The sequence below is a fragment of the Chitinophaga rupis genome, from assembly GCF_900109685.1.
Classification (GTDB): domain Bacteria; phylum Bacteroidota; class Bacteroidia; order Chitinophagales; family Chitinophagaceae; genus Chitinophaga; species Chitinophaga rupis.
Genome location: NZ_FOBB01000010.1, coordinates 275,558 through 299,820 on the forward strand (window position 1 = coordinate 275,558; position 24,263 = coordinate 299,820).

Annotated in this window: 23 protein-coding genes; 11 read left to right on the forward strand and 12 right to left on the reverse strand. The window is 47.0% G+C overall.

Annotated features, from left to right (window positions below; translation table 11 throughout):
* Positions 1 to 15 precede the first annotated feature (15 nt).
* Positions 16 to 906 carry an AraC family transcriptional regulator gene (locus tag BMZ54_RS28350; protein ID WP_089919889.1) on the reverse strand — a complete coding sequence of 297 codons (891 nt, stop codon included), beginning with the start codon at positions 904 to 906 and terminating at the stop codon, positions 16 to 18.
* 188 nt (positions 907 to 1,094) lie between these two features.
* Between BMZ54_RS28350 and BMZ54_RS28355 the strand changes: the two genes are divergently transcribed.
* Positions 1,095 to 2,528 carry an arabinose isomerase gene (locus BMZ54_RS28355; protein WP_089919891.1) on the forward strand — a complete coding sequence of 478 codons (1,434 nt, stop codon included), beginning with the start codon at positions 1,095 to 1,097 and terminating at the stop codon, positions 2,526 to 2,528.
* Positions 2,529 to 2,542: 14 nt separating this feature from the next.
* On the opposite strand, the gene BMZ54_RS28360 is transcribed toward BMZ54_RS28355, so the two are convergent.
* From BMZ54_RS28360 to BMZ54_RS28370, 3 genes are all read right to left on the reverse strand, one after another.
* On the reverse strand, positions 2,543 to 4,921 hold the full coding sequence (locus BMZ54_RS28360) for an ABC transporter permease (RefSeq protein ID WP_089919893.1): 2,379 nt from the start codon (positions 4,919 to 4,921) through the stop codon (positions 2,543 to 2,545).
* 216 nt (positions 4,922 to 5,137) lie between these two features.
* Positions 5,138 to 5,593 (reverse strand): SRPBCC family protein, encoded by a 456-nt coding sequence (locus tag BMZ54_RS28365; protein WP_089919895.1) that lies wholly within the window; start codon positions 5,591 to 5,593, stop codon positions 5,138 to 5,140.
* Between the two features lie 42 nt (positions 5,594 to 5,635).
* A complete protein-coding gene (locus tag BMZ54_RS28370) occupies positions 5,636 to 6,124 on the reverse strand; it encodes an SRPBCC family protein (RefSeq protein WP_089919897.1) in 489 nt (162 codons plus the stop codon).
* A 140-nt stretch (positions 6,125 to 6,264) separates the two neighbouring features.
* Between BMZ54_RS28370 and BMZ54_RS28375 the strand changes: the two genes are divergently transcribed.
* A complete protein-coding gene (locus tag BMZ54_RS28375; RefSeq protein WP_089919898.1) occupies positions 6,265 to 7,245 on the forward strand; it encodes a GlxA family transcriptional regulator in 981 nt (326 codons plus the stop codon).
* Here the strand turns inward: BMZ54_RS28375 and BMZ54_RS28380 are convergent.
* The 6 genes from BMZ54_RS28380 to BMZ54_RS33080 all read right to left on the reverse strand — a co-directional run bounded on the left by BMZ54_RS28380 (position 7,242) and on the right by BMZ54_RS33080 (position 10,496).
* Positions 7,242 to 7,622 (reverse strand): DoxX family protein, encoded by a 381-nt coding sequence (locus BMZ54_RS28380; RefSeq protein WP_089919900.1) that lies wholly within the window; start codon positions 7,620 to 7,622, stop codon positions 7,242 to 7,244. The genes BMZ54_RS28375 and BMZ54_RS28380 overlap by 4 nt on opposite strands.
* Positions 7,623 to 7,632: 10 nt before the next feature.
* Entirely contained in the window at positions 7,633 to 8,601 is a 969-nt protein-coding gene (locus BMZ54_RS28385) for a quinone oxidoreductase family protein (RefSeq protein WP_089919902.1), read from the reverse strand.
* A gap of 79 nt (positions 8,602 to 8,680) precedes the next feature.
* Positions 8,681 to 9,256 carry a Crp/Fnr family transcriptional regulator gene (locus tag BMZ54_RS28390; RefSeq protein ID WP_089919903.1) on the reverse strand — a complete coding sequence of 192 codons (576 nt, stop codon included), beginning with the start codon at positions 9,254 to 9,256 and terminating at the stop codon, positions 8,681 to 8,683.
* 136 nt (positions 9,257 to 9,392) lie between these two features.
* On the reverse strand, positions 9,393 to 9,797 hold the full coding sequence (locus BMZ54_RS28395; protein ID WP_089919905.1) for a GreA/GreB family elongation factor: 405 nt from the start codon (positions 9,795 to 9,797) through the stop codon (positions 9,393 to 9,395).
* 53 nt (positions 9,798 to 9,850) lie between these two features.
* Complete coding sequence (locus BMZ54_RS28400) at positions 9,851 to 10,276, reverse strand: hypothetical protein (RefSeq protein ID WP_089919907.1); 426 nt, start codon at positions 10,274 to 10,276, stop codon at positions 9,851 to 9,853.
* Positions 10,233 to 10,496: a hypothetical protein gene (locus BMZ54_RS33080; RefSeq protein ID WP_089919908.1), complete on the reverse strand. Its 264-nt coding sequence runs from the start codon at positions 10,494 to 10,496 to the stop codon at positions 10,233 to 10,235. Before BMZ54_RS33080 ends, BMZ54_RS28400 begins: the two co-directional genes overlap by 44 nt.
* 312 nt (positions 10,497 to 10,808) lie before the next feature.
* Between BMZ54_RS33080 and BMZ54_RS28410 the strand changes: the two genes are divergently transcribed.
* From BMZ54_RS28410 to BMZ54_RS28430, 5 genes are read left to right on the forward strand one after another with little or no spacing between them, the layout of a single operon-like run.
* On the forward strand, positions 10,809 to 11,846 hold the full coding sequence (locus BMZ54_RS28410) for a hypothetical protein (RefSeq protein WP_143081167.1): 1,038 nt from the start codon (positions 10,809 to 10,811) through the stop codon (positions 11,844 to 11,846).
* Positions 11,782 to 14,160, forward strand: coding sequence for a hypothetical protein (locus tag BMZ54_RS28415; RefSeq protein ID WP_143081168.1), 2,379 nt, complete (start codon positions 11,782 to 11,784; stop codon positions 14,158 to 14,160). The genes BMZ54_RS28410 and BMZ54_RS28415 overlap by 65 nt, the downstream gene beginning before the upstream one ends.
* Positions 14,161 to 14,192: 32 nt before the next feature.
* Positions 14,193 to 14,870 (forward strand): response regulator transcription factor, encoded by a 678-nt coding sequence (locus tag BMZ54_RS28420; RefSeq protein WP_089919914.1) that lies wholly within the window; start codon positions 14,193 to 14,195, stop codon positions 14,868 to 14,870.
* Positions 14,871 to 14,880: 10 nt separating this feature from the next.
* The gene (locus BMZ54_RS28425; RefSeq protein WP_162277691.1) at positions 14,881 to 16,185 is read left to right on the forward strand and encodes a sensor histidine kinase; all 1,305 of its coding nucleotides are present in this window, start codon (positions 14,881 to 14,883) and stop codon (positions 16,183 to 16,185) included.
* Between the two features lie 7 nt (positions 16,186 to 16,192).
* Entirely contained in the window at positions 16,193 to 18,184 is a 1,992-nt protein-coding gene (locus BMZ54_RS28430) for a TonB-dependent receptor plug domain-containing protein (RefSeq protein WP_162277692.1), read from the forward strand.
* Positions 18,185 to 18,193: 9 nt separating this feature from the next.
* On the opposite strand, the gene BMZ54_RS28435 is transcribed toward BMZ54_RS28430, so the two are convergent.
* Positions 18,194 to 19,057, reverse strand: a complete 864-nt coding sequence (locus BMZ54_RS28435) for a LysR substrate-binding domain-containing protein (RefSeq protein WP_089919918.1) — start codon at positions 19,055 to 19,057, stop codon at positions 18,194 to 18,196.
* Between the two features lie 112 nt (positions 19,058 to 19,169).
* Here BMZ54_RS28435 and BMZ54_RS28440 point away from each other — a divergent pair, with 112 nt between their 5' ends.
* From BMZ54_RS28440 to bioA, 4 genes are all read left to right on the forward strand, one after another.
* Positions 19,170 to 19,691, forward strand: a complete 522-nt coding sequence (locus BMZ54_RS28440; protein ID WP_089919994.1) for a GNAT family N-acetyltransferase — start codon at positions 19,170 to 19,172, stop codon at positions 19,689 to 19,691.
* Positions 19,688 to 20,557 (forward strand): DMT family transporter, encoded by an 870-nt coding sequence (locus tag BMZ54_RS28445; RefSeq protein ID WP_089919920.1) that lies wholly within the window; start codon positions 19,688 to 19,690, stop codon positions 20,555 to 20,557. The genes BMZ54_RS28440 and BMZ54_RS28445 overlap by 4 nt, the downstream gene beginning before the upstream one ends.
* Before the next feature lie 164 nt (positions 20,558 to 20,721).
* Positions 20,722 to 22,296, forward strand: a complete 1,575-nt coding sequence (locus BMZ54_RS28450; RefSeq protein WP_089919921.1) for an ATP-binding protein — start codon at positions 20,722 to 20,724, stop codon at positions 22,294 to 22,296.
* Positions 22,297 to 22,368: 72 nt separating this feature from the next.
* A complete protein-coding gene (gene bioA / locus BMZ54_RS28455; RefSeq protein WP_089919923.1) occupies positions 22,369 to 23,640 on the forward strand; it encodes an adenosylmethionine--8-amino-7-oxononanoate transaminase in 1,272 nt (423 codons plus the stop codon).
* A gap of 124 nt (positions 23,641 to 23,764) precedes the next feature.
* Here the strand turns inward: bioA and BMZ54_RS28460 are convergent, their stop codons facing one another.
* Positions 23,765 to 24,262 carry a DUF2911 domain-containing protein gene (locus BMZ54_RS28460; protein WP_089919925.1) on the reverse strand — a complete coding sequence of 166 codons (498 nt, stop codon included), beginning with the start codon at positions 24,260 to 24,262 and terminating at the stop codon, positions 23,765 to 23,767.
* Position 24,263: the final 1 nt, after the last annotated feature.

Below are 24,263 nucleotides of genomic sequence, written 5' to 3' on the forward strand. Positions count from 1 at the left end.
CCCGTGCTCTAAACGTTAGCCCGTAGCCGGATCATAGTTCCGCTTACGGTATTCTGTAGGGCGCAGGCCTGTCTTTTCTTTAAATATTTTGGAGAAATAAAAGCTCGATTCAAAATTAAGCGCTATCGAAATTTCTTTAACAGGCACATTGCTGTTGCTCAGCAGGTCTTTGGCTTTTTCAATTTTTAGCTGCAGGTAATACTGGCCGGGCGACAGCCCTGTGTAATTCTTAAATAGTTTTCTGAACCAGGAATAACCCACATTCAATTCATGCGCAGCCTGCTCCGGTGAGTAAGCGTTGCTGATGTTTGACCGGAATAACAGTCTTGACCTGTTGATGATATTTTCCGCTTCCCTGTTCTCAGCAGTACTCTGCTTTACAGCAGCGTGGCAGGCCCCTATTAAATGCAGCACCGCACCCGATACCAGGGGCTGATAACCGGATCTTTCCTCCCTGGTTTTTTCAATAATACAATTATAGATATTGAAAATGCTGTCGTTAAAACCAATATAAAGGCATGGATTATCGGGCCGCAGGTAGCCTGATGTTACCAGGTTGTCAATAATATCACCTTTTATACCCACCCAGTACTCATCCCAGCCAGTATGGCTATCCGGTTTGTAGCGGTGCCTTTCATTCGGGAACAGCACAATGATGGTTCCGGCTTTAATAATGGTTTGTTTATAGCTATCTGATTCAAAAACACCCTGCCCGTTGGTAATATATATTACCTGGTACTCCTGCAAAATGCGCCAGCTGTTCCAGTTAAAGTTATGATGTGCCGGATGATCTTTAAAAGGGTAATCGTTCGTGGCTTCAATATGCGTGCAACCTGCATTTAAAACTGTTAATCCCCAGCTCTCGTCCTCTTTACTAACCGGAAGATATTTATAATAATTGACCATAGCCCACCGGTATTACAAGTGTATGCTCAAAGGCCCCGGCAGTCACCGTTGCCCGGTACCTGATAAAGCTAATAATGATTTCTGAAGTGACAAGTAAAAATATCAAAAAGTGCATGTGATTTATCAAATTATTGATATGCTTTATCCTATTTTCAATAAACAGCCTGTCAGTTAAAAAAGAAAAATCAATGAATAAACGCACGAATGTAAAAGCCGGCTTGTTCGGTATAGGCCTGCAGGCCTACTGGGATCAGTTCACCGGGTTAAAGGACCGCTTAACAGGCTATATCAATGTAGTGGCAAAGAACATGGAAGGCTTTGATGCCGAAATTATCAACCTGGGCCTGATCGATACCCCGGAAAAAGCTTTTGAAGCAGGGACCACGTTTAAGTGCGCAGATGTGGATATATTATTCTTATACGTCTCTACCTATGCCCTGTCGGCCACCGTGCTGCCCGTGGTAAGAAAAGCGAACGTACCGGTTATTGTGTTAAACCTCTCCCCGGAAGCAAGTATAGATTATGCCAGCTTTAATAAACTAAAGGACCGCACCGCCATGACCGGCGAATGGCTGGCGCATTGCTCATCCTGTTCCGTACCTGAAATAGCAAACCTGTTCAACCGTTGTAAGATCCCCTTTTACCAGGTAACCGGCATGCTTAACCATGACCCGCACGTTTGGAACGAGGTAAAGGATTGGATAGATGCGGCAAGAGTGGCGCGTATCATGTATCACAACAGGCTGGGTATAATGGGTAATTACTATGGCGGCATGATGGATATTTACACGGATCTTACCCTGCAGTGCGCCACATTTGGCGGTCATATGGAAGTGATAGAAGTAGATGAGCTCTCCGGCTTGCGCGAATTGGTAACAGCGGAAGAGATAACAGCCAAATTGCGGGAAATTGAAAATGCCTTTGAAGTACAGCCCGATTGTTCGCCTTCGGAATTGAACCGTGCCGCACAAACCGCAGTGGCGCTGGATAAGCTGGTGCACAAGTATCAGCTGGGTTCACTCGCTTATTATCATAAAGGAAGCGGCAATGCTGCTAATGAAAATACCGTCAGCTCCGTAATAGTAGGTAATTCACTGTTAACAGGTAAAAATATTCCCGTGGCCGGTGAGTATGAGATCAAGAATGCCCAGGCCATGAAGATCATGGATAGCTTTGGTGCAGGTGGTTCCTTCACCGAGTATTATGCCATGGATTATAATGATGATGTAGTGTTGATGGGCCACGATGGTCCCTGCCATCCGGGCATAGCCGAAGGCAGGATCAAGCTGAAACCCTTACAGGTATACCATGGCAAAGTAGGCAACGGCTTGTCCGTAGAAATGTCGGTTTGTTATGGACCGGTTACCTTGCTGTCGGTAGTGGAAACCGGCGATGGCACGCTTAAGCTGCTGGTTGCAGAGGGAGAATCAGTACCGGGCCCCATTTTGGAAATAGGCAATACCAACAGCCGTTACCGGTTCCCTGGCGGTGCCCGGAATTTTGTTGAGTCCTGGAACAAACAGGGCCCCGCACATCATTGTGCCATAGGGCGCGGCCACATTGCATCAAAGATCAAAAAGCTGGGTGAGATCCTGAACGTTGCTACGGTGCGGGTTTGCTAGCTGTTAAAATACATCTATTCTTTTCTCAGGCTTTCCACCGGGTTTGCCATAGCTGCCCTGATAGCCTGGTAGCTGACCGTTAATATTGCAATGGCTACGGATAAGCAGCATGCAAGCGCAAATACCCACCATTGGATACTAACGCGGTATTCATAGCTCTGCAGCCATTTATCCATACACCAGTAGGATAATGGCGCTGCTATTATAAATGAGATAATAACCAGCTTTACAAAATCTTTAGATAATAAAGTAGTAATGCCTGTTATGGATGCGCCCAGCACTTTCCGTACACCGATCTCCCGGATCCTGTTCTCTGCCATATACGCAGCAAGACCAAATAAACCCAGGCATGAGATAAAGATGGTAAGCCCCGCAAATAAAGCGGCTAAAGTTCCCTGGCGTTTTTCATTATCAAATTTCTGCGCATAGGCATCGTCTACGAACTTATATTCAAATGGATATTCCGGATTGTATTTTCTGAAAATGGTTTCTGCCTTTGCCAGGTTCTTAGCAGTGGAATTATTCCCGTTCAGCTTTATCTGTATCACCTGGAAGGTCATAAAGTTGCTCTTGGCGCCGCAGATCAATATTGGGCGGGTGGGTTCATAAGGGCTGGTAAGAATAAAATCTTTAATAACCCCCACAATATGCCAGTTAATACCCAGGTCGCTTACTACTTTACCAATGGGGTCTTTAAACTTCATTACTTTCAGCGCCGATTCATTTATAATTAACCCGGTTGAATCTGTAGGGAATTTTTTCAGATCAAGATCACGGCCCTGTACAAATTGCAGCCCTGCCGTAACGCCCAGCCCTTCATCAGATAAATACCGGTCAAAAGTGGTTTTGTCATTCGGGTCCTTTCCCTCCCAATCCTGACCCCATCCATTGCTCCACCTTTCTGTAAGCGGCGAGTTAGTTTTTGTAATAGATCTTGCAACACCGGATTCCAGCAGCTCATTCTTAATTAATGTATAGTTCTTAGGGATGGTGCCAGTCATAAACATGTACACAAGATTATCTTTGTTATACCCGGTTTCCCGGTTACGGGCATAGTCTATCTGTTGTTTCACAATAATAGTGCAGATGATCAGCACAATGGCCGATGTGAACTGCAATACCACCAGCACTTTCCTGGGTGTTACCAATGCATTTGCTTTTTTAAAGGTGCCTTTCAATACCTTAACAGGCTGGAAGGATGAAAGGAAGAATGCAGGGAAGCTGCCGGCTAACAGACCCGTGAACAGAATAAAGCCAATAAATGCCATCCAGGTATAAATATTACCATAGTTCAGGGATAGCTTTTTATCTGTAAGCTGGTTGTAAGCGGGTAAGCTTATCAGCACAATAATAATAGCTACCATACCTGCCAGGAAGGCAATAAAAACAGACTCCCCTATAAACTGGCCGATGAGCGTACTTTTCTGGGCGCCCACTACTTTACGTATGCCTACTTCCTTTGCCCGTTTTTCACTCCGTGCGGTGCTCAGGTTCATAAAATTAATGCAGGCGATCAATAATATCAGTCCTGCGATAATGCTGAATATTTTTACGAATGTGCTGCGGCCTCCATTATCTTCCATGCCATTCGTAAAACTTGAATACAAACGCCAGCGCTCAAGCGGGTAAATAAACAGCTCCCATTTCATTGCTTTGGCGTCATCACTATAATGCTGTCTAAGGTCTTTTACTTTACGGTTTATAACAGCAGGGGTTACATTGGGCTTCAGCAGTACATAGGTAGGGGTGCTGTTATCGTTCCAGCCATAGTCCTGTCCTTCCCCATATTTTATATAGGACCAGGGCAATAGGTAATCAAACTGGAATCGCGTATTGGTGGGCGGATCTTTTACCACACCTGTAACGGTATAATTATCTTTATTCTCGATCCTTATAATTTTCCCGATTGCATCTTCATTGCCGAACAGGCTTTTAGCGGTTGTCTCTGTAAGCACCACGGAATGCACATCGTTCAGGGCTGTGAGAGGATTGCCCTTTAGCATCGGGAAGCTGAACATCTGCAGAAAACCCGTGTCCACTACCATCCCCGACTTCACTATTTTCTTTTCTCCAACTGAAAAAAGTAAATTACCATATGAATCCGCTCTTACCGTACGCTCTATTTCAGGCAGGTCTTTTTCCAGAGCACGAGCTGTTGGTGCTGATACCGTATTCCAGCATGTTACCTTACCCTGCAGGGCTACGCGGTTCCACACTTCATAGATCCGGTCTTTCTTCTGATGAAAGCCGTCGTAGCTTTGTTCATCGTATATCCACATAAAAATAAGTATGGCAGCAGCCATACCTACGGCAAGACCTGTAATATTGATGGCCGAAAACCCTTTATTACGCACCAGGTTCCGGTAAGCGACTTTGAAAAAATTTCTAATCATGATAGATCAATCATTCAGTGAACTATAACAAACAAGATGGCGGGGGACTGCGCGCCAAGATAATGCCGCATATTCATTTGATTGATTTACAATGCAGTAGTTATATTATAAATAGGGGTTTGTTCGGTTTTGAAACAAAACCTGTCCGGTTTTGAACACGCGTTATAAGGATCCACTGCGCAGTTTTCAGGGCAAGCTGCACAGTGGATATTTTGTTTATGCCACCTTTTCTTTCGGGGTAGGCTGCCCTTTACCGGTAGTTATCAGGTTCTTTAAACTCCCCTGTATATAACCGGTCCATGCATTGGAACAGGCATCATAACATTCTTCATCAGGCACTAAGCCCTGGTGGGTGAAGCGGAGCTGCGTTTGGCCGCCTTGTTCGGCAATTTCAAAGCTGATCGTGGTACCCGTCCATTCACTTTTGTTCTTAATAAAAGAAAGGTGGCTATCTGTAACAAGCCAAACAATCTTTTTGCCGGGCACCACTTCTGTTAGTTTTTGTTTGGAGTAATGCACATCTCCAAAGCGCACCTCAAATTCATCTCCTTGTTTTTGAAAGCTGCCTTCAATATTTTCTGTCCACCATTGATGAACATTATTAACGGCATTAAATATTTCTTCCGGTGTCTGGTCTGCCAAAAAGGAAACGGTGAAGTTTTGATTGTTCATAAGCTTTTTATTGATGGTTTTAGAATAGCGGCGATTGTCTTATTATCCCTGGAGTTCCCATTTTTTCAGCAGCTCAGCGTTAAAGCCGCCTTCTTTAGGATTGGGTGTTCCTTTTCCTGTAACAATCAGGTTGCGCAGGCTGTTGTTGATGTAATTGCTCCATGCATCAAAGCAGATCTTGTAGCATTCATAGTCAGGCACTAAACCCAGGTGAGTGAACTGAAGCTGGGTTTTGCCATCCTTTTCCGTGATCTCAAAAATGATCTTTGTATCCTTCCACTCAGTTTTATCCTCCGTGAAATCAAAATAGTTGTCCAATACCAGCCATACCACTTTTTTATCAGGCACAACTTCTGTTAATTTCAGTTTTGTAACATGAACATCTTTAAAGTGATACAAAAACTCCTCATTGAGCTTTGCTGTATTGCCTTCAATTTCTTCAGACCACCAGCCACGCGGATTGTTAACGGCGTTGAAGACTTCTTTGGGTGTTTGGTCTACCAGGAAGGTAGTGCTAAAGGATGTACTCATTGTCAGAATATATTTTGATGGTTAAAAACTTTACTTAGCAAAAGTATTGTCTAAATATCACATTGGCAGGGTGCCAAATGGAAATTCTGATGGGTTGATTTGGACAGTACAAGTTGTTACCTTTATAAAAAGGAATTGCAATGAAACATCTTACCATCATAGTGCCTGAGGGAGAGAATAACCTGAGCAGCATAGTAGGCACCTACAAAATATTTACCCGGGCCAATGAGTACTGGAAAGCAAGCGGCAGGAATGAATTATTTAAAATTGAATTAGCCGGCATTTCAAATGAGGTGGAGTTCTATGGCGGCCTGTTTGCCGTGCGGCCACAAACCCATATTTCCAGTATCAAAAGAACCAATCTTATCGTTATACCCTCCCTGAATCATAATTATCAGAAAGCAGTGAAGGGCAACCAGCTGCTGATCGATTGGGTAGCGAAACAATATAAAGAGGGCGCTGAAATAGCCAGTATCTGCACCGGTGCATTTATGCTTGCTTCCTCGGGCCTGCTGGATGGAAGGGCCTGTTCTACGCATTGGGCGGCTGCAGATAATTTCAGGAGCATGTTTCCCAAAGTGAATTTACAGCCGGATAAGCTGATCACAGATGAAAACGGGATCTATACAAATGGCGGCGCCTATTCCTTCCTGAACCTGGTGCTGTACCTGGTAGAGAAGTATTTTGACAGGCAAACCGCCATTTTTTGTTCCAAAGTATTCCAGATTGAAATGGACCGCCAAAGCCAATCCGCATTTACCATCTTTACCGGTCAAAAGCTGCATGGCGATGAAATGGTGAAACAGGCCCAGGCCTATCTTGAAAGTAACCTGCAGGAAAAAATATCCATTGAACAGCTATCTTCCAAATTTGCTGTTGGCAGGCGCAACTTTGACAGGCGGTTCATTAAAGCCACCGGGAATACACCCATTGAATATTCGCAAAGGGTAAAAATTGAATCGGCCAAGAAAGCCTTTGAAACCAGCCGCAAAACAATTAATGAAGTAATGTATGAGGTGGGCTATTCTGACCTGAAGGCCTTCCGGGAGGTATTCAGAAAAATAACCGGGATGTCGCCACTGGAATACAGGATGAGGTATAATAAAGAAGCGGTGGTTTAAGCGCGCGCCGGCAAAACTGCCACCCTCCTCTTTTGCCAGGTTATATAAGAAACCGCCAGCACCGCTAAATATCCTAGCGCGCCAAAGCTTTGTGAAAGCGGATCACCAGAGGCTAGATGCGCAATGGGCGCGGAAATAAAAATGATCACAAATCCAAAATAGGCCCATTCTTTTATTCTGCCGCTAATGGGCGCTAATAATGCAAGCGCCCCTAAAAATTTAGCCAATGCCACCTCTATCCTGAAATAATCCGGAAACCCCAAATGCCGGCAGATCGCTTTTACTTCTTCCCTGGTCATATAATTGTATGCCGACAATATTATCATTCCTGCTATTATACTGGTAGATACCCAGTAGGTAATTTTAGCTGTTTTCACTGTATTTAATTTAGATAGTGACCACTAAGCGTTGTCCGCCGGGAATATCCAGGTCCCACAGGCTGGCAATGTCTTTTAAATCCACGCTAACCGTTTCCACCTTCAGCTTACCTGCTGCCGCCAGCTTAAACATCTCCGGCAATATTTTTTTAAGCAATTCCTGTACTTCAGGTTTTGTCCAGCTGCCTAAACCGGAGCCGGTCAGCTGCAGGTCTACGCTTCGTAAATTCTCTGCAGACAATTGAATAAGGTCGCCCGCCATAGAGCCAATAGATACAAACCGTGTTTTATGGGTGAACATGCCCTGGCCCTTAAAAGCGGAGAGGATGAGTTCTGCGGTATGCCCCCATAAATAATCCAGGATAATGTCAACAGGCGTGCGGCTATGAATGGCTTTTATTTGTGCAACAAAGGCTTCATCATCCTGTTCCAGCGTAATAATTTCATCTGCGCCTAATGCCAGCAGGGACTGTAAGGTCTGTTTATTCCTACCCGTTACAATGATCCTTTTTGCGCCGTAATATTTTGCTATCTGTACCGCTATTTTCCCGGTAAAACCCGTAGCGCCGTTTATTAACACAGTTTCACCCTTTTTCATGCCTGCCCGGAAGCGAAGCCCCATAGCAGATCCGAACACGGCATTGGGCAGGGCCGCTGCGGTAACATCGTCAATACCAGCCGGTAAGGGCACCATGCGGTCTTTCTCAATCACGGCTTTCTCTGCGATCATACCGGTTGCGCCAACGGCATATACCCGGGTGCCGTTTTCCAGCACGCCTACTCCATCGCCACCAATAATGGTTGCCTGCTCAGGATCATTTTGGATTGAATAATGCTTACCGCTTGCCCTTGATCTGTCAAGCTGTTTAATAGCGGCTGCTTTCATAGAAATTAACAACTCATTTTTTTGAGCCACGGGTTCAGGGAAATCCACGTATTGCGGCATTCCGTCCCTTTGATACATAACTGCTGCTTTCATATTTGATAATTTTTATAATGCAAAGCTACCCGGCAATATACCGGCGGGCAATAACATTTGTTATCAAATACGGGGGGCTTTACTTTTCTTTGGCCAGCTTACTTTTAATGCGGCTCAGGTGCACCGTGCTAACGCCCAGGTAGGAAGCAATATAATGCTGGGGCACCCGCTGCACCACCTGTGGCTTTTCCTTTACCAGGTTCAGATAGCGCTGCTGTGGGGTATCTTTTATAAAGGAAAAGAACTGTTTCATATAATCAAAGGTGCGCTCAAATACGGTATCTATGATCATCTCCCGGAATACAGGCAGCTCGCTTACCTCCGCAATGATCCGGTCTGCATCTTTTTTATGAATGTACCATAACACGCAGGGCTCAATGGTTTCAATGGTTACCGGGCTTGGGTATCCCTTTCTGAAACTTTCAATGGAAGAAACCATATTATTTTCAAAGAAGAACTGGGTTGTAACATCCTTTCCATCGTTATTAAACCACACACGGATACAGCCCTTTTCAATTAAGAACATATTCTTCGGAATATCGCCCTCCTTTAAAAGCGCTGTTCTTGCGGAAACTTTCATGCGTTTAAAACAGCCGGTATAGTCGTTCCATTTATCATCGTCAAGCCGGAATTTATTTCTGAACTGGTCAAACATCACTAAATATACAAAAAGGTATCATACACTCCACCCGCCGGCAAGCTGCTGAATGTTCCAGAGGCGCCGGCATCAACCTACCCTGGGCATCAGCGCTTCGTGGGTGCCATACTGCACCCACGGGCCGCTGCTAAGGTTATGCATTAATTGGGTTTGATACCTCCAGGATCGTAAATGTTCTTCTTCCTGCAGGCACTTTCCAGCTCACTTTACTACCCTTTTTATACCCGATGAGCGCCGTTCCGATAGGCGACATGATGGAAACCTTTTTTTGTTTGATGTCGGCCTTCTCCGGCATCACGATCGTGATCTTTAATACTTTATTTTCGCGCTCCTCTTTAACCGTAACACTTGAATTAAGCCTTACTACATCAGGAGGCATATCTTCATCATCCACCAGCTTAGCCTTTTTCAATTCTGCGCCCAGCTCCTCCGCATCCTGCTTGTTAAAAGTTGCCTGTACCAATCCATTTTTCAGGTTGGATAGGATCACTTCATAATCATATTTGGTCAGCACAAGCTGCTCTTTTATCTTTTGCATAGATCATTCATTTTAGCTTTTACAATTACTTTTCCTGTTCACGTAAAGCCCCATCAGGCGGTCTTTTCCAGAGGCACGCACATCTTGGTCAAAATAGTGCTCCAATAACGGGCCTTCTGCTCCAGTTCCGCAATCTCCCCAACATAATTACCGGGGTGTTTGTAAAACAAAACTTCAACAGGCGGTTTCCCGTTCTTCAGCTCAAAATGCAGCACCATTTCTTCCAGGTAGTGATCCAGCTTCTTTGTCTTTAGCTCTCCGGTCCTGATGGCGCCGTATTGCTTTCTTACCGTACATCTTTTCACTTCATTCAGGTCTATCACAAAAGATTGGAAAGCCGTATCGTTCTGCTTTAATACGACCACCTTACGGTGTATACCGGCAAAACCGATGATACAATCCTTCAGTAATTCCTGGCCGGTAAATGAAACATTGTTATCGATCCCTAACTGGCGAAGCCGTTGAAATAATAGGTTCATCGCTTACATTTTTTTTGTTATCAATACGCACACCCTGCTGCTTATACAGCTGCTTACGAAAAGCAATCACATAGATCAGCATTAAGGGAAAGGTGATATAGGCAATGTTATACCATTTGGGATTTGATACGAATCCCTGTTCCAACACAATTGCATTCAGCAAAAAGGCCATTGCAGCTACAGTTCTGCTTGCAGCAATCTTTTGTTGATTCCGGCGCATAGCAAGATCATTTAAATGATTAATTATGGGAATAATTAAATGCAGATAAACCCCAAGCCTTTGTGGGATTAATTAGGCTTGGGCAATAGTTTTAAAGGCCTTAAAGCTGGAGAAATAGTACAGGTGAAGACAAAAGGGTAGAAATTCGGGAAATGACCAGGTATAGCAATCGCTCATATCGAGTATCACATACTCGATCGGGCGACTTTTAGCTATATGGTAGATATTACCTGTCATTTCTACAAACTTACGGAAAAAACAGATAGGAACGTCCGGAGCAATTGTTAAAACAACGTGCCTCCGGGAAAATTTATGTTACTACGCTATCTTTGCCGGCAAATGCATAAACGCTGGCTTTTATACCTCTTTTGCTGCTGCCTGGCCTGCACCAAACCGCGCCCCATTACCCGCGCCTTTTACTTCTGGAAGCAGCGTTACCAGCCTGACAGCACTGAGCTAAATACACTCAATACCCTCCGCATGCAAAGGCTTTACGTAAAAATGTTCGACGTAACCCTGGCCGCAGACAAACATACAGCCGTTCCCGTAGCCCGCCTGGACCAGCGCAGCCCCTTCCCCGCCGGCATACAGGTAATACCTACTGTATTCATTGTAAACGATGTATGGAAGCAGGTGAATGCAGATACCCTGGCCCGGCAGGTGGCGCAGCTGCTGGCGCAAACCAGCCCGCAGCAGGCAGGGGAAGTGCAAATAGATTGCGACTGGACACGCAACAGCAAAACCGCCTATTTTGCATTCCTGCAAGCCCTTCGCCGGCAGCCCTTTATGCAGGGCAAGCAGCTTTCCGTTACCATACGCCTGCACCAGGTAAAGTTCCTGGCTACCAGCGGCGCACCGCCGGCAGATAAAGGCCTGCTGATGTGCTATAACATGGGCAACCTGCGCCAGTATGGCGACCATAACTCCATTCTTAATATGAACGACCTGGAATCCTATGCCGGCAATAAAAGGATAGCGCATTATCCATTATCTTTAGACCTGGCTTTGCCATTGTTCAGGTGGAGCGTATTATTCCGGCACCGTTCTTACGCAGGCCTGCTCCGTAACCTGGAAGAAAATGATTTCAGCAACCATCGTATTTTTAGTAAAAATGGGGAACAATTATACACCGTGTTAAAGGACACCATTGTAAAAGGCTATCCCTTACATGCCGGCGAGGAAGTACGGTATGAAACCTGCCCGCCCGCGCTGCTCTGGGACGCCGCCCGGTACCTGGCTAAACAACGGCAGCATTATAACCCCGTAGTTATATTTTATCACCTGGATGAAAACGAGCTTAATAAATATGCATTACCCGAACTGGAAAAAACTTATAGTATTCTTCGTTAGCCTGCTGGCCTGCTTTTTTGCTGAAAGCATTTATGTATTTTCCTGCGGCCCTGAGCCGGACCCCTATGATTATTACACTAATTTCTATAACCCCAATATTGCTGCCGGCAAGGGCTTTGAACCCTTCTACTATACTTCCCTGGGCCAATATTACGGGGTGGATGAGCCGGAGCAAACCGCCAACCTCCGCGAATGGAGCGCCTTTTTTTCCGGTAAGGAGGCAAAGGTAACTGATGAGGACCTCCTGGAATTTATTTACACCTACTCCCGTCCGCAAATGACGGCGCTGTACACCAGCATTGATAAAGGAACACCGCTGCAGGCGGCAGACAGCGTAAGCAACAATACGCTTACCCGTTATTTCATGAGCAGCAAAGACAAAGAAACACTGGGTTACCTTATGTTCGCTAAAAGATGCGAGGTATATACCAATATCGCCGATGCATGGAACCCGCCAACACCGGATTACGCTGCCATGATGCGCCTGGCCCGCAACAGCATACAGCTGTATAACGCCTGTAAAGATCCGTTCATTAAGGAAAGATTTGCCTACCAGGCCACCCGCATGGCGCATTTCAGCAAGTCGTACGAAACAGCTATTCACTATTATGATTCACTGGCGGCGCCGCTGCCATCTACCTCTCTTATTCACTATAAAGCGCTGGCATTAAAAGCAGGCGCTTTGCTGCGTACCGGCAAAAAAGCAGAAAGCGTATACCTGTTCTCCCGTGTATTTGAAGCAGCGCCCTCCCAGCGCACCCTGGCCTACCTGAACACCGGCTGGGCAGGCGCTGATAAAAAAGCAGTGCTGAAATTGTGTAACAGCACTACAGAAAAAGCCACCGTAGCAGCCATGTACGCGGCAAGGGCTGTAACCCTTAACCTCAATGGCCTGCGGGAAGTGTACCGCTTTGACCCTACCGCGCCTATCCTGGATGTGCTTTTGGCCAGAGAGGTGAATAAGCTGGAAGATGGTTACCTGCAAAATGCCATTAACATCGATGCCAATAAGATCAACTACTGGTACACTGAGAACAGCCTTAAAGCAAATGACGTAAAAGCGCTGCAGCGGCTTACAGACAGCATTGCCGGCCTGGGTAAGGTAAAAGAACCGGCCCTGTGGCAGATCACATCCGCTTACCTTTCCTTTATGACAAAAGACTATGCCGGCGCCCATACCCGCCTGGCAGCCGCAAAACCCAATATACAACGGGCCGACCTGCAGGACCAATGGGAAATTGTACAGCTGCTGGTGAACATTAATGAACAGCCCCGCATAGATAAAGCTTATGAAAACAAGCTGCTGGCCTCTTTGAAATGGCTGGACACCAGGCTCCCCAAAGAGAAAAACGATCACTTCATCTATTGGAACTCCCCCGGCGATAATACCTGGATGAACGCTTCCTTTTACACACGCATGTACCGCAACCTGCTGGATTATATTATTGCGCCGCGTTATGCCCGGCAGCAAGATACCGTGCGCCTGTCCCTCATCCTCACAAAAAGGGATGAGGTTGATCCTTCATACTTCCGCTGGAACAGCCCCAGCGGAAAGGATTTTATTGCAGATAGCATGTCTACCACCCAGCTGCTTTCCTTATCCAGCCTGTATAAAAGCAAAAACAAAACGCCTTTTGAAAAATATCTCTGTGAGCAGCTGCCCTTTACAGAACAGCAGCTTGGAGAGGTTATTGCTATCAACTATGTACGCCAGCACGATTTCCCCAATGCCGTTGCCTGGTTTAAACGCAGCGGCAGCACCCGCCGTTCGGAACTGGTGTTTGAGGAGCAGCTGCAGGATTTTGGGTATGAGGAGCAGGACTCCATCCGCCATGGCATTAGCCAGCTGGAATATGCTACCCGTATGGTGGAGCTGGAAAAAAAGATGAAGGATGCAAAGGTAGCGCCGGAAGTGTATTTTGAATATGCAACAGGGCTGTTCAGCATTTCCTATTACGGCCATTCCTACCAGTTCTCTGTAAGCTACCGCCCCAGCACCTGGTGGTATGAGCCGGCATATGAAAGATCACCTTTCCTGCGTGAATACTTTGGCTGTTACCGTGCGGAGGAATATTATAAAAAAGCAGCCGATGCAGCCACTGACCCGGAATTTAAAGCCAAAGCCTTATACATGGCAGCGCGCTGCGCACAAAAACATGCGCAGCTAACCGGCAAAGAGGAATGGTGGTACCCGGCTACGTATAAAAATCCGTATTTTCCAACCCTGGTAAAGGAGTACAGGCATACCGCCTTTTATGAGAACATAGCAGCGGAATGCACGTACCTGCAGGATTTTGTGAAAAAACAGCCATAAAAACATTCGTTCACCTAATCTGTTATCCATTCATGAAAGTTTTGGTCATAGAAGATGAACCGGCCCTGCAAACGGCCATCCGCCAGTACCTGGAGCAGCAGGGATATATCTGTGAAACAGCGCCTGACTTTCCCCAGGCCATGGCAAAGGTGAATGATTACGATTACGACTGCATTGTAGCCGACATAGGCCTGCCCCAGGGCAATGGCCTGGATATTATTAAAGAATTAAAAGCGCTGGAATCAGAAGCCGGTATTATTATCATTTCCGCCAAAGACTCTTTGGAAGATAAGCTCAGCGGTCTGGACCTGGGCGCCGATGATTACCTGACCAAACCCTTTCACCTGTCGGAGCTGAATGCCCGTATCAATGCCATTTTGCGGCGTAAACATTTTGATGGCAACACCAATATCCATTTCAATGAGATCCGTATAGCGCCGGGCTCCAAAGCAGTTTTTGTAAAGGATACCCCGCTTACGCTTACCAGCAAAGAGTACCAGCTGCTGCTATACTTCATTGCCAACCAGCGCAGGGTAGTTACCAAAACTGCGCTGGCCGGCCACCTCTGGGGCGATGCTTATGACCAGGCAGGCTCCTACGATTTCATTTACTCACATATCAAGAATCTGCGCCGCAAGCTGCTGGAAGCCGGCGGTGAAGATTATATTAAAACCATTTATGGTACCGGCTACCGCTGGTCTGATCAATAAACCGGGCTGTATGAGACCGATGAAGCTTCTTACGCAAACCACCATTTATTTCCTGCTGCTGGTATTACCGCTGCTTACCATCAGCACCTTCTACCTCTTTTCCCAGTTCAATAAAGAGATCGGGCATGAAATAGATGAAGAGCTGCTGAACGACCAGATCCAGTGGTTGCGTTATATGGACACCGTAAGTATTCACAGCCCGGTCTTTCAGCTCTCCACCCCGGAGTTCAGCCTGCAGCCGGTAACACGGCCCGCACAGGCAAAACCGGTGCTGGAAAGCGTAATGCTGTACCAGGATATAGAAGGAAAAAAAACGCCTTACCGCCAGCTTACGCAGGTATTAAGCATCCACAATAATTCTTACCTGTTAACTATCCGCAAATCATTGATAGAACGGGATGATCTTATAAAGAACATCTTCATTGTAATGCTGATCGTATTTGGCGGCCTGCTGATTTTCATACTGCTGCTGAACAGGATGCTGAGCAAACGCCTGTGGCGGCCCTTTTACCAGTCGCTGGAAAAATTGCATGGCATTGAGCTCAAGAAGATGGAAAGCGTTAGCTTCACCCCTTCCTCCATCAAGGAATTTAACCAGCTGCATACCGCACTAACGGCCATGATAACACGCATACACGCAGATTACAAAAGCATTAAAGAGCTAACGGAAGATGCGGCCCATGAAATGCAAACACCCCTGGCCATTGCGGAAAGTAAGCTGGAGCTGCTGCTGCAGGATGAAACCCTCAGCGATGCGCAGCTGCATGCCATTGCCCAAAGCAGCGAAGCCCTGGAACGCCTGGCCCGCCTGAACCATTCCCTGCTGCTGCTGGCCAAAATAGAGAACCACCAGTACGATACCTCCCAGCCGGAAAGCCTGCAGCACGTTACCAAACAATACCTGGGCCTGCTGGATGAGCTGATAAAAGATAAAAAGCTTACACTGGAAACGCAGCTTACCCATGATACCTCCTGGCAAATGCCGGCCGCGCTGGCAGATATGCTGATCAGTAACCTGGTAGGTAACGCCATCCGCTATAATTATACCGGCGGCAAAATAAGGCTGCAGCTGGATGATCAGCAGTTCAGCATCAGCAATACCAGCAGCTGGCCGGCCATTCCGCAACAGCAGCTTTTTCAGCGTTTTAAAAAAGGCGGCGCTGTGCTGGACAGCTCCAACGGCCTGGGGCTGGCCATTGTGAAAAAGATCTGCGATACCTATAATCTCCCGATCAGCTATTACTTTGAAAATGGTGTGCACACGTTCACCATCTCCAGATTCTCTACAAATTCCAAACCTTCCTTTGCAGCATAGGAATACTATGCAACAACTGTTATACACTATAGTCTTCCTGTGCAGCGTTTTTGCAGCACAGGCGCAGATCATTGCAAAAGACAGCGCTACCAGACAAGCTCCGGCCGACACGGTTCCCGGTTTGCCGAAACCGCAGGTCAGGAACATAGCGGAGGTAGTGATTAGCTCCACCCGTACCAACAGCCGCCTGGAAGACCTGCCCATGAAAGTGGAAGTGCTGGGACAGGAAGATATGCAGGAAGAAAGCGGCATTAAACCCGGCAATGTGGCCAGCATCCTGGGCGACCTGTCGGTGATCCATATCCAGAACACCTCTGCCGTAAATGGCAACAATGCCATCCGTATGCAGGGGCTGGATGGTAAGTACACTCAGCTGCTGCGCGATGGTATGCCGGTGTATGAAGGCCTGAGCGGCAACTTTGGCGTGCTGGCCATTCCCCCGCTGGACCTGAAGCAGATCGAGATCATTAAAGGCTCCATATCCACCCTGTATGGCGGTGGCGCCATTGCAGGCATGATCAACTTTATAGCCAAAACACCGGGCAATGAGCCGGAGCTGAATGTACTGCTGAACCGCAGCACCCTCAAAGAAAATAATGTAAACACCTATTACGCGCAACGCTGGAAAAAAACCGGCCTTACCCTTTTTGCCGGCGCTACCGTACAAAATGAAAGTGATGTGAATAAAGACGGGTTTAGCGATGTGCCCCGCTTACGGCAGTACACGCTGCACCCCCGCTTTTTTTATTATATAGATCCTAATACCACGCTGGTAGCAGGTTATACCGGCACCATTGAAAAACGCGCCGGTGGCGATATGCAGGTGCTGGCGCATGATATGGACAGTGTGCACCAATATACGGAAACCAATAACAGCCACCGGCACAGCATAGACCTGCAATTTACCCGCAAACAATTAGGCGGCGGCACCCTTACCGCCAAAGGGGTGAACAGCTATTATCGCCTGGATAATACCGAAGGTACTTTTGCTTTACGCGGCAACCAGGGCAACCTGTATGCAGAAGTAGCCTATAACAAAAAGAGCGGGCGGCATAACTGGGTGCTGGGCCTGAATGATACCGGCGAAAAATATAAGCGGGCCGGCGGCGACAGCAGCCTTATTAATAACTACACCTACAACACTACCGGCCTGTTTGCACAGGATGGTTTTAATATCACCAGGCAGTTAATGATGGAAGCAGGTCTGCGCATAGACTATCATAACGTATATGGCTGGTACATACTGCCGCGTTTAGCCGTTGTGTATAAACCCATAGATGCCCTGTCCATACGCCTGAGCGGCGGCACCGGTTATAAAACACCGGCCATTTTTACCAGCCAGACACAGAACATTGCCTACCGCGACCTGCTGCCGCTTACCACCGGCATGCAGTCAGAAAAAAGCAGGGGGCTTAATGTAGATGCAGGTTACCAAACAGCATTGGGCCCGGTGGAAATAACCATAGACCAGGCCTTGTATTATACCTACATCAAACATCCCATTTTGCCCGTTATGCAGGCAGAAGGTAAAATATCACTGCAAAACCAGCCCTATGAATGCAGGAGCCTGGGCACTGATACGTATATACGTTTTAGTTATAACGGCCTGGAGCTGTATGTAGGCTACAACCATACCACCTCCAAATACTCCGATCCGGACCATACCTTTGTGCCCTTTGCCCCGCGGGATAAATTTGCAAGCACCCTGGCTTATGAGATCCCGGATAAATGGCGCTTTGGTATTGAGAGCGCCTGGATAGGCCATCAATACCTGTATAATAACCAGCTGGCGCCTAACTACTGGTTCTGGGCCGCTATGATCTCACGCCAGTTTGGCGATCACTTTACGGTAGTGCTGAATGGGGAAAATATTTTTGATGCCCGCCAGGGCAAGCGGGAGGCCTTATACACCGGCAGCATTACGCAGCCGCAGTTCCTGCCCTTATGGGGGCCCATTGACGGCCGTACCATTAATTTCTCTGTTAAATATACCTTATAACCCGTTCCATCAGGGAGCAGTAAGCTGTAAAATATTGCTGACCACCGCATTATCTTCGTTCTTTCGCCAATGCAGGTATAATGGTACTTCAAAAGGCAGTTTTATAAAGCGTACGCCCGGGTGATTGGCCAGTGAATAGGATAAAGGCATCACAGATACGCCAAAGCCTTTCTCTATTAAGCTGAGTATCATGGAACCGAAATCGGATTCAAAACGGATATCAGGTTCAATGCCGTACCGTGTGAATATCTGCTCCATCCTGAGCTGGTAAGTTTCGCCATCCGTTAACGTGGATAAAATAAAAGGTTCGCCCCGCAGGGCTTCCGCTGTAATATCGGGTTCTGTAAGTATCGGGTTTGCAACCGGCACCACCAGCGCAAGACTATCCTCCCTGATCAGTTTTGAGACCACAAAATCGTCGTTGTACTGGTGCCTGCTATAACACAGATCCGCTTCAAATGCTTTCAGGAGCTCTATACCATGGGTATGTTTCGATTGTACCAATTCAACTTTAATACCGGGAAAAACCGCCAGTATCCGGCTAAGCAGGTCGGGCAGCATATCGTAGCTGATGGAGCCGGGATGGTTGATCACCACACTGCCGCCCTCTCCCTGGTGGATCTTGCGCCCGTACTGTATAACTGCATTCATTTTTTCCATCAGCGGCTTCCATTGTTGCTGCAAAAATCTCCCGGCCGGGGTTAACTCCACTTTCCGGTTAGATCGTTTGAAAAGCTCTATTTGCAATTCTTCCTCCAGCGCCTTGATCTGGCGGCTGAGAACCGATTGGGTGATGTTTACTTTATAGGATGTGCGCCAGTAGTGCAGCTCATCAGACAATTGTAAAAAATATTCTATTTGTTGCGTAGTCATAACCTGATTAATGCATTTTTTGCATTAATAAGCATCAATTTAGCATTTTTAAGCATCAAATACTTGAGTAGTTTTGCCCTGCATTAACCAGGATTGTAAAATGAACATCACCATGGAAAAAATTAGCATCAGCCGGGTTACACCAGATGAAATAACAACGCTGCAGGACATCAGCATACAAACGTTTGTTGACACTTTTGCTTCTTATAATACTGAGGAGGATATGAAACAATACCTGGAAAAAAGTTTTTCCCTGCAGCAATTGACAACGGAGCTAAACACCAGCGGCGCTGAATTTTATTTTGCACGGTTAGGGGAACAGGTGATCGGGTATATAAAGATCAATACCGGTAAAGCACAAACGGAGCTGCAGGACGACCATGCACTGGAGATCGAGCGCATCTACGTATTGCAGGCCTATCACGGGAAACAGGTGGGCCAGCTGCTTTATGAAAGCGCCATCCGCATTGCCCGGGAAAGAGCATTGGAGTATGTTTGGCTGGGTGTATGGGAAAAGAATGCACGCGCCCTCCGGTTCTATGAAAAAAATGGCTTTATACCATTTGATAAGCATATTTTTAAACTGGGCAACGATGTGCAAACAGACATCATGGTAAAGAAGCCGCTGAAATGAATAAGAGATTTCTTTTAATAGTTTTATTGATATTGGGCACTGCATTCTGGGGCATTTCTTTTCCGGTTACCAAAATGGCCATGGGCGCTGTTTCCCAGTCTACCTTTTTATTTTACCGCTTCCTGCTGGCCACCATTGTGCTCACAGTGGTGCTGGCCCGGCAAATGAAAAAGATCACGCGAAAGAACATTGCTGAAGGCATCACCCTCTCCATTCCATTAACCCTTGGCATCTATTTTCAGACCCTGGGTATCCGGCATACTGCTGCATCACAATGTGCTTTTGTAGCCGGCACCTCTGTCATCATCATCCCTGTTTTAAAGCTGCTCCTTCACAGAAGGACCGTTGACCTTAAGATCTGGCTGGCAGCTACCATTGCGTTAGCCGGATTGTTTGTAATATCTATCAAAGATGGAATGTATGTAAGCATCGGGGATCTTTACACCATCATCGGTGCATTTGGCTTTGCCATTTACCTGATCAGGGTTGAGAAATATTCCACAGCCGGAAACATTGTGCCCACTATTGTTCCTATGTTCCTGACCTGCACGCTGATCATGTGCTGTATTGCCTTAGCCGATCATACTGCTACCTGGATCCCCAAAAACCAGGGCTTCTGGACCGGCATCATTTACTGCGCTTTGTTTTCCACCGCTTATATGTACACCGTTTCCAATATAGCGCAACGGTACATCAGCGCAGAAAAAGTAGCTATCATTTACCTGTTTGAGCCCGTGTTTGCCGCTATTGCTGCAGTATTGCTGCTGGGGGAAGCTCTCTCCTGGCGGATGCTGATCGGCGGGGCCTTGATCTTTGCAGGCACCCTTATTTCAGAGATCAAACTTAAACCGCAGCAAGCTAATTGAGCATGCCCGTATCAGAAACCATCCTTTCCCAAAGGATTGCACTTTTACTGATATAATTTACTAATTTTAACCCCTGATTGATAAACCAGTAACCAGATAATCAGCAGTACTAACACGAGAGGGCCACTCGTCTGTTATTCAGTTTACCCCCTAAATTTATTAGAATGTCCGATCAAGCACACCAGGCAGGCAGTACAGCTATACCGCAGGAACAGGATACCGCAGAACATTGGCAAACCAATGATGTAGAAGCCTTATTAACATGTTTGGATGATATTGTATTTGAATTAAGTGAACAGCGCATATTCAAACAGGTTTGGTGTAAAGATGAATCCCTGCTATACCTTCCCAAAGACCAGATCATTGGCCGCCATATGAACGACGTGCTGGGCCCGCAAAGTGAAATGTTCGCAGTGTTGGTAGACACCCTGTTTGCTACCGGTGTTTCCCAGGAAATAGAATATGAAGATCAGCGCCCCGATGTAGATAACTGGTACCGGCTGCGGGTGAATCTCATTAAAGGTGGCGCAGCGGGCAGCGGCCGGCGTATTATGGCAGTGATCAAGGATATTACCCAATATAAGCTTACCCACCTTGAGCTGATCTATGCAAAGGAGCAGGCAGAAAAAGCAGCGCGGGAACGCGGCGAGTTCCTTTCTGTAATGAGCCATGAGATCCGTACGCCCCTTAATGGCATTATTGGTATTGCCAACCTGCTGGAAGAAACACCGGAGCATGGCAACCTGGTACGCAGCCTGAAATACTCCGCAGATCATTTGCTGACACTGATCAACGACATACTGGACCTTTCCAAGATAGAAGCCGGGAAAATAGAGCTGGAAAATGTTCCCTTTGATCTTAAGCGCCTGCTCAGGGATATTGAGAACAATTACCAGCCCCTGGCCCAATCCAAAAAGGTACGCCTGCATACGGTCATAGATCCCTTGCTACCGCACAACCTTTGTGGCGACCCGTTCCGGTTAACACAGATCCTCAATAATCTTATTAACAACGCCATTAAGTTCACACACGAAGGCAGCATTTTTATAGAAGTAAAGCTGTTAAGCCAAACAGCGGCAAAGGCCACGGTGGGCTTTTGTATAAAAGATACCGGTATCGGCATTCAAAAAGATATGCATAACCGCATCTTTGAAAGCTTTGTACAGGCGCAAAGCGATACGGCCCGCCAGCATGGCGGCACCGGGCTGGGGCTGGCTATTACCAAAAGCCTGCTAGAGCTGTATAACAGCAGCATTGCCATTGACAGTGAGCCCGGCCTGGGCACTGCTTTCCGGTTTGATATTATCTTTGACCAGCTGCCCGCTGTTGCACGCACCAACATAGTATATAATGAAAAACAATTGTGGGACTGGCTTAAAAATAAAAAGCTGCTTGTTGTAGAGGACAATACCATTAATGCAATGGTGATCGTGTACCAGCTGGAAAGAACAGGCGCAGCAACCCTTACTGCCGTCAATGGCCGCGAGGCTGTGGAAATGATGCAGCAGCACCACTTTGACGGCGTACTGCTGGATCTGCACATGCCGGAAATGGATGGGTATGATACCATTCCGCACATCCGGCAGCTGCAGCCGCATGCCTTTATTATTGCCCTTACTGCCGATGTTATACCTAATGTAACAGACAAGCTAAACAGCCTGCAGGTACATTCTATCCTGCATAAGCCTTATGATCCATCTACCTTATACCGCACACTGGCCAAACTGGCCGGCTTATAGGTGCTTCATTTCTCCCTCTCCCACCTTATCTTTGCCCTCTTATTAATCATTCATTCTTAATTATTAATTACAATGACCTGGAGTGAACGCGATCAGCAGGTGATCTGGCATCCGTATACACAAATGCAAACAGCGCCTGCGCCCATTGGCATTATACGTGGAGAAGGCGCCTCTTTATTTGATGAAGCAGGCAACAGCTACCTGGATGCTACCTCCAGCTGGTGGGTAAATATACACGGGCATGCACACCCGTATATTGCCCAAAAGCTGGCCACACAGGCCATGCAGCTGCAGCATTGCATATTTGCAGGTTATACCCACCCTGCTGCCGTGGAGCTGGCAGAAAGATTATTGCCCGTGCTACCCGGCCGGCAAAGCAGGGTATTTTATTCTGATAATGGCTCCACCGCTATAGAAGTTGCGCTGAAAATGGCGTTGCAATACTGGGAGAACAAAGGCATCCGCAAGCAAAAGATCCTGGCATTCCACCATGCTTATCATGGCGATACTTTTGGCGCTATGAGCGTGAGCAGCCGCAGCGTATTTACCGCCCCTTTTGACGACCTGTTATTTGAGGTGCATTTTATAGATACTCCTACACCCGATAATCTTCCACAGCTGAAGGCGGCCATTGAGAACCTGGGGCCGGATAGTATTGCCGCTTTTATATTTGAGCCCTTGCTACAGGGCGCCGGTGGTATGCTCATGTATGAAGCCGACGCGCTGGATCAGCTGCTGCAATATTGCAAGCAGCAGCAGATCTTACTGATAGCTGATGAAATACTGACCGGTTTTGGCAGAACGGGAAAGAACTTTGCCATGGAAAACGTAGCCACTGCCCCGGACATCATGTGCCTTTCCAAAGGCTTAACCGGCGGCGCCCTGGCGTTGGGCGTTACAACCTGTACGGCCGCTATATACGATGCTTTCTTATCAGAAAGCAAGCTAAAAACCCTGTTCCACGGACATTCCTTTACAGCCAATGCACTGGCCTGCACGGTGGCGCTTGCCAGCCTGGACCTGTTCCTGCAGCCGGAATGTGCGCAACAACGGGATCGGATACACGCACAGCATCAGCAGTTCCTGCAACGTTTGGCTGCTGTTGGAACGGTAAAGCATACACGTTTACTGGGAACGGTGCTGGCTTTTGAAATAGTCACCCCCGGACAGGACGCCTATACCAACCAGCTGGCAGATGAACTGCACCGCTTTTTTCGCGCAAAACGGATCATGCTGCGGCCGTTGGGCAACACCCTTTATATTTTACCGCCGTATTGTATTACAAATGAAGAGCTGGAGAGGGTGTATGAAAGTATCCTGGAGTTTGTGGGAACAATGGGTTAACGGGGCTGGCCCAAAAGAAAGTAAAATGCCGCGAACATGAGGCTGTACTCTGTGTCGCGGCATTTTATTTTGACCTTTTAAATTTACATTCAGGGTTTCATATTCTTTCAACCCCATATGCACATTAAGATTTTATCGGTACTTCTACCTTCGTCTGATCCCATTCTAATACCAGCTTGTTGGCCGGCAGGGTAATGGTCAGCTTTTCTACCGGGGCACTAAGCGTAGTAACAGGCACCTTTACCTGCAGTACGTCATTCCCTTTGATCTCATCGTATTTATACGCGCCCCATTGTTTCAGCGTACTGTTCAGGATGAATGTCCATTCTTTTTCGCCGGGAATGGTGAACAGGGTGTAAGTACCTGCCTTTACCGGTTTGCCGCCAAAGGTGGCATCTTTTGCAAAAGTAATTTCAGTGGCTTCATTAGCGCCGGTGCGCCATACTTTACCATAAGGTTCCAGTTGACCAAAGATCACGCGGCCTCTCTTGGAGGGTTGGCCGTAGCTGATCTTTACGTTTTTACCTTCTGCAGTAACACGTGGACTTTTGGGTGGCTCCTGCGAAAATGCCACGCTGCTGGTGGTAGCAAGGATGGCCAGGAATAAAAAGATCTGTTTCATA